The following is a 10,223-nucleotide window of genomic DNA, read 5'->3' as shown; positions in this document are numbered from 1 at the left end:
GGGCGCAGGATATTTGAGGGGAGCTGTTCCTAGTACGAGAGGACCGGAATGGACGGACCTCTAATGTGCCAGTTGTCACGCCAGTGGCAGCGCTGGGTAGTTATGTCCGGAAGGGATAACCGCTGAAGGCATCTAAGCGGGAAACCCACCCCAAGATTAGATATCCCTCCGCGCAAGCGGACTAAAGGTCCCTGGTAGACTACCAGGTTGATAGGCTGGATGTGTAAGCACAGTAATGTGTTGAGCTTACCAGTACTAATAGGCCGTGAGGCTTGACCATAAATTAATTTGCCTTTGGTATATTTGGTATTTAAACTAGATAAGTTTCCCGGTGGTAATACCGGAGGGGCAACACCCGTTCCCATTCCGAACACGGAAGTTAAGCCCTCATGGGTCGATGATACTATGGTTGAAAGGCCATGGGAAAGCAGATGGCTGCCGGGATTAAATAAAAAAAGGGGACACTTCCCTATTTTCAAGTAATCTGAAAATTAGGGAAGTGTCCCCCTTTTTATATTTTTTTTAAGTCGCTGTCCCCCCTTTTCTTTTTTTCAAGTGCCAATACATTAACTCCGATAACGGATGCACCAACATTGGATTAATGCTATGCATTTTCAGGATCTGTATACCTATTGCCTAAAAAGTATTCGACTTAAGTTTATTATTCTGCTCAGCCTGATGTTTCTTTTAACAGGGATAATCTCAGTCTTTTTCTTCATTCATAGGACAGAAAAGCAGCTCCATTCAAAATTGATAGAGAAGGGGGAAATATTAGCCGAGGATTTGGCCTATAACTCAGTTTTCGGAATAAGCATGGATGACTCCGAAATACTGGGGATACTTATTGATGGAGTAATTAACCGCAGGGATGTCGCATATGTAATTGTTTACAACAGCGGGGGCAGGGAACTTGCATTTAAAGACCCGCTTCATGTAAGGAAAATAGTTGAACCGGTTTCCAGCATAGATATAGATAAGGAGACTTCAGGTGCATCAACGGTCTCTGTCATGACGATTGCAAAGGGCAATTCATTTTATGACATAGTAGTTCCGGTAATCAGAAAAGGTGTCCCGTCAATTGGACACGACGCCGGCAATGAAACGGTTGGATCTGTAAGAGTAGGCCTGTCACTAAGTTCCCTTAACACTGAATTAAAGAATATATTAATTGTCAGCATAGCAATAACAGCAATAATAATATTTTTGTCCATAGGCATAGCATCAGCCTTTGTGAAAATGATTATAAGTCCAATCCTGGATATGGCTGATGCAGTTACTGTAGTTGCAGAGGGGAATTTCACTCATACAATTAATATAAAATCAAGCGATGAAGTTGGTGTGCTCGCAACGGCATTTACGAGGATGGTTGAAAGCCTTAAGGAGATGTTGAAGAGTGTCCAGGATGCCTCAAAGCAAGTGGTTAAGGCATCACACGACATAGGCCTGAGTTCAAACAATGTGAGTGATGGCGCCAGGAAACAGTCACATTCTATAGAAAAGATATCTAACTCAATAGAAGGCATAAATACCTCTATAAGGGAAGTAGCCAGCAGTATTGATACGTTGTCTACGAGTGTTGTATCCACATCTACATCAATCATTGAGATGGAATCAACCATAAAAGAGGTGGCTGACAATACCGGTATGCTTGAGGTGTCTGTTGAAGAGGCGTCTTCCGCCATAATTGAAATGTCTGCATCGGTTAAAGAGATTGCAGATCATGCTGACATCCTGGCAGACTCAGCCGAAAGGACGGTGCTGACTGTACAGGAAATTAACATGTCCATAGGCACAGTAGAGGAGAGCGCCCAAAAAGCGGCCCAGTTGTCAGAAAAGGTTAGTGAAGATGCAGCGAAAATGGGTCTGCAGTCAGTCCGTAAGACAAAAGAGGGAATGGATAATATACGTCTTACAATGGATAAACTGTCACAGGTGATTAGTGATCTTGGCAGGAGGTCTGCACAGATTGGCGGCATATTAACGATCATAGATGAAGTAACAGATCAAACCGGACTCCTGGCCTTAAATGCAGCAATACTTGCAGCGCAGTCAGGTGAGCATGGACGAGGCTTCGCGGTCGTTGCTGATGAGATAAAGGAATTGGCTGAGAAGACTGCAATGTCAACAAAGGAGATTTCCCAGCTTATTGAAGATGTCCAGAAGGAAGTGAATGATTCTGTAATTTTAACAAAAGAGGTATCAAGAAGTGTTGATGACGGAAGCAGATTGTCTGCTGAGGCGGATGCTGTCCTGTCGAAGATATTGAAAAGTGCGGAAGATTCTCAGGAGATGGCCAAGCTGATAGAGAAGTCTACCTCTGAACAGGCACGAAGCATGAAGGAAGTAACGAGTTCAATAGCGAATATCAATTCTATGATAAGACAGATTGCGCATGCAACACAGGAGCAGAATGCAGGCACTCAGGTAATTGTAGAGGCTACTGAGAAAATCAGGGATATTGCCAAAATGGTTAAAAGGGCGACTAATGAGCAGGCAATCGGCAGCAGTCAGATTGCAGAGGCCATGACCAGCGTAAGTACAAAAATTCAGGAAATAGTCATAGCATCGAATGATCAGGCCAAGGAGAGTCAGAAAATCCTTGATTTTACTGAAGAAATACGCAGCATCACCCAGCGTAGTGTTGATATAGCATCAGAGATGTCCACAGCCGTAAATCTGCTTGCACAGCAATCAGAGCTGCTTGATTCGCAGGCAAGCAAGTTCAAGATATAATACCGGCAGATTCTATGCCTGCATGTGACCGTATGACTCCACTTTGATTCCCCGTTGTGTTAATATATCCCCTGACATGATAAAAAGCATTGGACGAGTTGTAGTGCTAAACAATGTCCCCTTCAAGATAGAGGAACAAAAGGTGCTGCGGGAGCTGCGGATACCACGCAGTATCTCTGCGCTGAAAGACCTGAGTGAGGAGCATATCTCAAGGGATATAAAGAATGCCATTGATCTGGGGTATTCACTTATAAAAGGATCTGCCTGTTATCGCACATTCAGGATTGAAGAGGTCAGTAATGATACGGAAAGGGTCTCTATACGGGAGAGTGATAATCTGTTTAGCGGAGACAATTTGCTCAGGCTTCTGAAAAAATGTGATTATGCTACTCTGCTCGTTTGTACAATAGGGAAGGCCATAGTTGAAAAGATAGATGAGATTACGGGGGCAAGCCTTGCTGATGCGTTTTACCTGGAGAGGGTAGCTGCCTGGATGGCGGACTATATGGCAGAGCAGGTGGGGGGCATAGTGGAAACGGAGATTATAAAGAATGGCTATAAGCCTACATTCCGTTATGCCGCTGGATATGGAGACTGGGGCCTGGAGGCCCAGAGCGAGATCATGAGACTGACAGAGGCTGAAAAGATAGGGGTCTCAGTTACTGAGTCGTTTATAATGATGCCAAGATTTTCAGTGTCGGCTGTTATTGGATGGGAACGTAAAAAAGACGCAATGAGTTTAAAGCAATGAGCAATGAGTTTGAAGCAGTGAGAGGATGAAAGGAGTTTAAATGCGGGATTTACTTCAGAAATTAAAGCATGAAGTTTTATTGCTTGATGGTTCTATGGGGGTGATGCTTCAGAACAGGGGGCTGCCTGCCGGATATGCCCCTGATTTGTGGAACCTGGAGCGGCCTGAGATTATTCTTGATGTCCACAGAGAGTATGTCAGGGCTGGCAGTGACATCATAATTACAAACACTTTTGGGGCTTCACGCCTGAGGCTTTCTGAGTATGGGGCCGAAAACAGACTGGAAGAGATAAACAGGGAAGCGGTTAAGATTGCCAGAAAAGCTGTTGGAGATGCCGGATTTGTTGCCGGTGATATAGGACCGTGCGGCGTAACTGTTTATCCCCTTGGCGAGTTGTCTTTTGACGATGCTGTGGGCATATTCTCCCGTCAGGCGGATGTGCTTGCTGATGCAGGATGTGACCTCCTGATTATAGAAACAATGTTCGACCTGATTGAGATCAGGGCTGCAGTTGTCGCTGCAAAAAGCGCCGGCAGGGGCTTGCCTGTTGCCGCTCTCATGACCTTTACCCAGGATGGCCTTACAGATACCGGCACCGGCCCTGAGACCGCAGCAGCAGTCCTTGAAGGACTGGGTGTGGACATTATCGGCGTAAATTGTTCAACAGGACCTGCAGAGATGACCGGTGTTGTCAAAAAGATTGCAATGACAACAGATGCCTTCATCTGTGCACAACCTAATGCAGGTCTTCCTGTGAATGAAGGCGGCAGAACAGTATTCCCGGCGACTGCTGCGGATATTGCATCATATGCAGAACAGTTTTATGAGGCAGGTGTAAATATCCTGGGGGGGTGCTGCGGGACAACGCCTGAGTATATAAATCTGCTTTCCGGAAAAATTAAAGGGAAGAGACCGGTTTCAAGGTCTGCGACAAAGGGGATGAAGATAACAAGCCGCTCTAAAACCGTTTATGTCGGTAACGGATACCCTTTCCTCAAGATCGGAGAAAAGATTAATCCGACAGGGAGAAAGGCGTTTGCTGAGGCCATAAGAGAAGGGAGAATGGATGTGGTGGTGTCTGAGGCGAGGAAGCAATATGATTCCGATGCTATGGCGCTGGATGTTAATGTCGGGGTCCCCATGACTGATGAGCCCTCAAACATGCAGCGTGCCGTAGTGTCTGTCCAGACTGTTGTTGATGCACCCCTTGTCATTGACAGCTCAAGCGTTGATGCGATTGAAAATGGCCTCAGGGTGTACGCAGGCAAGGCCCTTGTTAACAGCATAAATGCTGAGACTGAACGGCTCGAAAGACTTCTTCCTGTAATCAAAAAATATGGCGCCGCAGTGATTGCATTGTTAGCCGGAAGTGATCTGCCTGAAAAGGCAGCAGACCGCCTGAAGATTGCAGAGGCTATCCTTGAAAAAGCCCTTTCCTGCGGAATTAGAAGAGAGGATATAATATTTGACTGTCTTGCCCTTACTGTATCAGCGGCCCCTGACGCTTCAGCACAGACATTGGAAACAATCAGGCTTGTCAAGGAAAGGCTTGGGTGTCCGACTATACTTGGAGTAAGTAACGTGTCATTTGGTCTGCCGAACCGTAAGCTCATTCATAATACCTTTCTTGGGATGGCAATAGGGGCTGGTCTTGATGCAGGCATCATTAATCCGTATGATTCCGGCATGCACAGCGTTGTGCTTGCTGCAAGCCTTTTTTCAGGCAGGGACGCCGGCTGCCGGAGGTATATTACATTTCATGAGGTTAATCCCCCTGTGGGGACAGCAGGGACAGAATTGAATTCTGTCCCCGGGGCTGAGGCAGGCAAGACCGGCAAAACCAGCAAGAGTGCCCGTGAAAGGATATTCGATGCAGTTGTAGAAGGCGACAGGGATAGTATAGTGAAGTTGGTTTACGAGGGCATGGAAGAGGGTATACCCGCTTCAGACATATTCCTTGAAATTATGACCCCTGCCATCAGGCATCTTGGAGACCTGTTTGCCGAGAGGAAAAAGTTTATACCCCACCTGGTCGCTTCTGCCGAAGCCATGAAAAAGGGGGTGGATGTCCTGACTCCGCACATGGAAAAGAATGCGGCAAAGGCAAAGAAGGGGACTATAATTATGGCTACAGTAAAGGGGGACATCCATGATCTGGGCAAGAATATTTGCTGTATGATGCTGAAGAATTTTGGTTTTGAGGTCATTGACATAGGCAAGAATGTCTCCTGTGAAGAGATACTTGGTGCGGCAAAGGAACATAGTGCGGATATTATCGGCTTATCAGCCCTTATGACTACGACAATGATGCAGATGAAGGTTGTAAGAGATTCCGTTCAGGAGCAGGGGCTCCCGTACAAGATCATGATTGGGGGCGCTGTGACAACGAAGAGGTTTGCCGATGAGATAGGTGTTGACGGATACAGCAGGGATGTAGGCGACGTTGTGTATGTGGCTGAAGGCCTGCTTAAAGGCAAGGACCGGCAAATGAGACTTGCTTCTCCTTGACGCTGTAATTATATGCGTGTTATATTCAATCTATTGATCCGTTAAGTCTATTATGAAATTTGCATCACGCAACAATCTTCTCAGCATATTATTTATCATTATTCTGTGCGCAGGCCTGAGCGTAACAGTGCTCCCGGAGAGACAATCTGCCGCAGGCAATTACTCTGCATCTTACCTCGGCATTCAGGAGTATTCAGCCCCTCTCGAAGCAAGGGAATTTGCATTGAAAGACGTTTCGAGCAAAAAGGTCAACCTGAAAGATTTCAGGGGGAAGGTGATAATGCTCAATTTCTGGGCGACCTGGTGCGGTCCATGCAGGGATGAGATGCCGTCAATGGAAAAGTTATACAGGCAGTTTAAAGACAGGGGATTTGTAATTATTGCTGTAGCCTCCGGAGAAGACGTGACCAGCGTTAACACTTTTTTTAAACAGTATAATCTTACCTTCACTGCGCTTATTGACTCTGACTATAAAGTGTCTGATAATTATAAGGTATGGGCGCTTCCTACTACATACTTCATCAATTCCAGTGGACAAATAATAGGAAAGGCTCAGGGGGGCAGAGACTGGAGCACGCGGCAGGCAAGTCAGTATATTGCTGCACTGCTTCAGACTGCACCATAAAATGCAGGATCAATAATTCAACTAACCTGTTAACTAAGGAGGTAAAACATGAAGACGCGTAAGTGGCTGGTTCTATTTGTTGCCTTGAGTGTCATTATGACATTTGCAGGAGCGGGGATGGCAGATGAAGGATATGAAGATTATAATTCTTCTGCAATGATGGGCGATGATTCTTTCCCCCCCTGTATGAAAACGCCCGGGATGATGGGAAAAGGGATGGCGGGGCCTGGCATGAAATATCACATGATGGGCAAATCTGACGGGACGATGGGAGTGCCGCCAATGATGCAGAGGTGGGAGGATTTGCAATCGAAGCTTGAGCTGACAGACGAGCAGGCTGAAAAGTTCAGGAAGATATATTCCGACTACCGCAAAGAAGTAATGACGAGGAGGGTCAAAATAGAGATTGCAGAAATGGACATGATGGAACTGCTGAGATCAAAAGATGCCAACGACAAGGCGATCGAAGATATTTCAAACAAGATCCAGTCTGAATGGGCAGCGCTTAATACATACAGGGTAAAGACCCTTTTGAAGACACGCAGTTTCCTTTCTGACAAACAGTATCAGGAGCTTCTCCAATTCCTGATGGACTGGAGAGGTTCACGCACGGGTGGATGGGGGTACGGGTGGCATTAGTTTATGCCATTTTACCATTTTAAGCAGACATACAGGGACATACAGCGTGTTCGCATAATACTTAATACCCTCATAAAATATGGGTTTGGTTATCTGGTAGAAAGACTGAACCTGCAGGGGTATGTCCCTTTAGGCAAACGGATATTCAGGACCCGGGAGAAGGAAGAGAGTCCCCAAAATATTGCCGGGCGCTTCAGGCTTGTACTTGAAGAGCTCGGCCCCACCTTTATTAAATTCGGGCAAATACTGAGTCTGCGCCGTGATATCTTGTCTGATGACTTTGTGCGGGAGTTGCAAAAACTTCAGGACAGTGTTCCTCCCTTCCCGGTTGAACAGGCAAGGGAGGAAATATTATCGGAATTTGGCAGCCCTGCAGAAAAGCTCTATGCATACTTCGATGAAAACCCCCTTGCAGCAGCTTCTATCGGACAGGTCCACAGGGCAAGGCTTCCTGACGGACGGGAAGTGGTTGTTAAGATACAACGGCCTGGAATCAAAGATACGATTGAGACAGATCTAAGCATCCTCCTTACACTCGCCAGACTTATCAATAGATATATCCCTGAGGCAAAGTTATACGACCCGGTTGGTCTTGTGGAAGAATTCTCCACCTCGATACGCAAAGAACTTGATTTCAGGATTGAGGGGAGGAGTGCGGATCGCTTCAGGACAATGTTCAAAGACTCCAGGGATGTTTATGTACCTGAGGTTATCTGGGACCTTAGTGGAATCCATATACTTACTATTGAGTATGCGCCCGGCATTAAGATTACTGATGTTGACGGGGATAAACATTCAAAATATGCACTGGCGAAAAAATTCAGTGATTCATACCTGTTTCAGATATTTGATCATGGATTCTTCCACGCTGACCCTCACCCTGGAAATGTCTTTGTCCTTGAAGACGGACGCATCTGTTTTCATGATTTCGGGATTATGGGCCGGCTTGACGATGAAATGGTTGACAGCCTGTCTGGCATTTTCCTGGCGATTATAGAAAAAGACATCGGCAGATTGATGGACCTTTATCTTGAGACCGGCATTGTAATGCGTGAATGTGATCTAAAGGCGTTGAAAAAGGATATGAGTGATTTTATCGAAGGATTTCATGACATACCCCTGAAGGATTTCTCTTTTGCGGACTTTGTAAATGGTCTCATTGCCATTGGCAGGAGGCATCATGTTAAAATTCCAAATGATATGCTTCTGTTCGGAAAGGCTTTTATGACGGTGGAGTCCATTGTCAGGACTCTTGCCCCTGAGTTCAACCTCGTTGAGAATATCAGGCCATATGCCCAGCACCTGCTCAGGAAAAAGTTATTTGAACCCAAAAGGATTTACAGTGACATCGTCAGGATTGGATTGGAGGTCAGCAGCCTGATGCGTGAACTTCCCAGGGAGATACATCATATCTTCAAGCGCATAAGGGAAGGGCGAATCGAAATAGAGGTGAGGCACGAAAAACTCGAAGGTCTTGAACAGCACATTGATAAGGCGAGTAACAGGTTGTCATTCAGTCTTATAATAGCCGCCATTATTGTAGGGTCGTCTATAATTATGCAGACACAGATTGGCCCTCTTTTTCTTGGGTTTCCCCTGCTGGGCGCTGTAGGTTACATAGTGGCGGGCGTTCTGGGCCTTTGGCTTGTATGGGCGATAATAAGATCAGGGAGGTTGTAAGGACATCAGCCTGGAGAAGAACCCCTGGACATTTCATCAGGACATCAGGATTCCAATAATTTCACGGTAACGTGCAGCCGCCTTATCCACTATGTCCTGAGGCAGTTCCGGCCCCGGTGGCTGCTGATTCCAGTCTAATGTGAGCAGGTAATCCCTGATGATTTGCTTATCAAAGCTGTCCTGGCTTTTTCCGGCAGAGTATGTTTTGGCTGACCAGAAGCGGGAGGAGTCAGGAGTGAGCACCTCATCAATTAAAATCAATTCATTATTACAGAGGCCGAATTCAAACTTGGTATCGGCAATTATTATCCCCTTTTTTTCTGCCATGTTCCGCGCTTTGGTGTATATCCTGAGGCTGGTGTCCCTGAGTTTTTCAGCCATCTCTTTACCGACAATTTTTATAACCTCATCAAAATTAATGTTTATATCATGACCTTCTTCAGCCTTTGTCGAAGGTGTAAACAGTGGTTCGGGTAGCTTTGATGACTCAAGCAGATTATCAGGCAGTTTGATGCCACAGACTGTGCCCTGTTTTTTGTATTCATTCCATCCTGAACCGGACAGATAACCCCGTACAATGCATTCAACAGGAAGTGGCCTGGCCTTCTTTACCAGCATACTTCGTCCCTCAAGAACAGCCCTGGCTGGGATACAGACAGCAGGAAAATATTCTGCATCCGCACTTAACAGATGGTTGGATATGATATCTTCCATTTGCTTAAACCAGTAAAGTGAAATCTGTGTGAGAACTTTTCCCTTGCCTGGTATGCCATTTGGGAGTACCACATCAAATGCAGAAACCCTGTCTGATGCCACAAGAAGGAGCTTGTCGCCAAGGTCAAAGATGTCGCGCACCTTGCCGCTTCTGACCGGCTTGATGCCTGGCAGTTCAATCCTGAGGACTGGTTTCCCTGAGTCGTGCATCTCTTTCACCCGAAAATACTCCTAAATACCCGTCATTCCCACGGAACCCGTACCCGCAGGATTTTTCACACCCGTCATTCCCACGGAAGTGGGAATCCAGAATCTGGCCCATCGGTCTGGATTCCCGCTTACGCGGGAATGACGTTTTCATGAACCCTGGTGAACCCTGAGCTGTGAGCGTGCCGAACAGTCGAAGGGCTCATGACAGCTCACCCGAAAATACTCCTAAATACCCGTCATTTCCACGGAACCCGTACCCGCAGGATTTTTTTCACCCGTAATTACCACGGAAGTGGGAATACAGAATCTGTCCCATCGGTCTGTATTCCCTCTGACGCGGGACTGACGTTTTCATGAAACCT

7 protein-coding genes and 2 rRNA genes are annotated in these 10,223 nt (G+C 46.3%); 8 read left to right on the top strand and 1 reads right to left on the bottom strand.

Annotation, left to right across the window (positions count from 1 at the left end; translation table 11 throughout):
- From IT393_08075 to IT393_08040, 8 genes are all read left to right on the top strand, one after another.
- Positions 1-280 (top strand): 23S ribosomal RNA (locus IT393_08075); the annotation flags it as partial.
- 47 nt (positions 281-327) lie between these two features.
- A 5S ribosomal RNA gene (gene rrf, locus IT393_08070) occupies positions 328-444 on the top strand.
- A 369-nt stretch (positions 445-813) separates the two neighbouring features.
- The gene (locus IT393_08065) at positions 814-2,733 is read left to right on the top strand and encodes a HAMP domain-containing protein (GenBank protein MCC7202597.1); all 1,920 of its coding nucleotides are present in this window, start codon (positions 814-816) and stop codon (positions 2,731-2,733) included.
- A gap of 76 nt (positions 2,734-2,809) precedes the next feature.
- Complete coding sequence (locus IT393_08060; GenBank protein ID MCC7202596.1) at positions 2,810-3,484, top strand: hypothetical protein; 675 nt, start codon at positions 2,810-2,812, stop codon at positions 3,482-3,484.
- 40 nt (positions 3,485-3,524) lie between these two features.
- The gene (locus IT393_08055; GenBank protein MCC7202595.1) at positions 3,525-5,993 is read left to right on the top strand and encodes a homocysteine S-methyltransferase family protein; all 2,469 of its coding nucleotides are present in this window, start codon (positions 3,525-3,527) and stop codon (positions 5,991-5,993) included.
- Positions 5,994-6,045: 52 nt separating this feature from the next.
- Positions 6,046-6,618: a TlpA family protein disulfide reductase gene (locus IT393_08050; GenBank protein ID MCC7202594.1), complete on the top strand. Its 573-nt coding sequence runs from the start codon at positions 6,046-6,048 to the stop codon at positions 6,616-6,618.
- A gap of 48 nt (positions 6,619-6,666) precedes the next feature.
- Complete coding sequence (locus IT393_08045) at positions 6,667-7,257, top strand: periplasmic heavy metal sensor (protein MCC7202593.1); 591 nt, start codon at positions 6,667-6,669, stop codon at positions 7,255-7,257.
- A 3-nt stretch (positions 7,258-7,260) separates the two neighbouring features.
- A complete protein-coding gene (locus IT393_08040; GenBank protein ID MCC7202592.1) occupies positions 7,261-8,937 on the top strand; it encodes an AarF/ABC1/UbiB kinase family protein in 1,677 nt (558 codons plus the stop codon).
- Between the two features lie 36 nt (positions 8,938-8,973).
- Here IT393_08040 and IT393_08035 read toward each other — a convergent pair whose 3' ends face one another.
- Positions 8,974-9,861, bottom strand: a complete 888-nt coding sequence (locus IT393_08035; protein ID MCC7202591.1) for a phosphoribosylaminoimidazolesuccinocarboxamide synthase — start codon at positions 9,859-9,861, stop codon at positions 8,974-8,976.
- Positions 9,862-10,223: the final 362 nt, after the last annotated feature.

It is taken from the genome of Nitrospirota bacterium (assembly GCA_020851375.1).
GTDB lineage: Bacteria > Nitrospirota > 9FT-COMBO-42-15 > HDB-SIOI813 > HDB-SIOI813 > RBG-16-43-11.
The sequence above is the reverse complement of the archived record's forward strand: the minus strand, read 5'-3'. Positions and strand labels throughout refer to the sequence as shown.

Excerpts from the sequence above, each read along its gene's own strand:
- IT393_08050 (MCC7202594.1), top strand. The coding sequence starts at position 6,046 with ATGAAATTTGCATCACGCAACAATCTTCTCAGCATATTATTTATCATT.
- IT393_08035 (MCC7202591.1), bottom strand. The coding sequence starts at position 9,861 with ATGCACGACTCAGGGAAACCAGTCCTCAGGATTGAACTGCCAGGCATC.
- IT393_08065 (MCC7202597.1), top strand. The coding sequence starts at position 814 with ATGGATGACTCCGAAATACTGGGGATACTTATTGATGGAGTAATTAAC.
- IT393_08045 (MCC7202593.1), top strand. The coding sequence starts at position 6,667 with ATGAAGACGCGTAAGTGGCTGGTTCTATTTGTTGCCTTGAGTGTCATT.
- IT393_08055 (MCC7202595.1), top strand. The coding sequence starts at position 3,525 with ATGCGGGATTTACTTCAGAAATTAAAGCATGAAGTTTTATTGCTTGAT.
- IT393_08060 (MCC7202596.1), top strand. The coding sequence starts at position 2,810 with ATGATAAAAAGCATTGGACGAGTTGTAGTGCTAAACAATGTCCCCTTC.
- IT393_08040 (MCC7202592.1), top strand. The coding sequence starts at position 7,261 with ATGCCATTTTACCATTTTAAGCAGACATACAGGGACATACAGCGTGTT.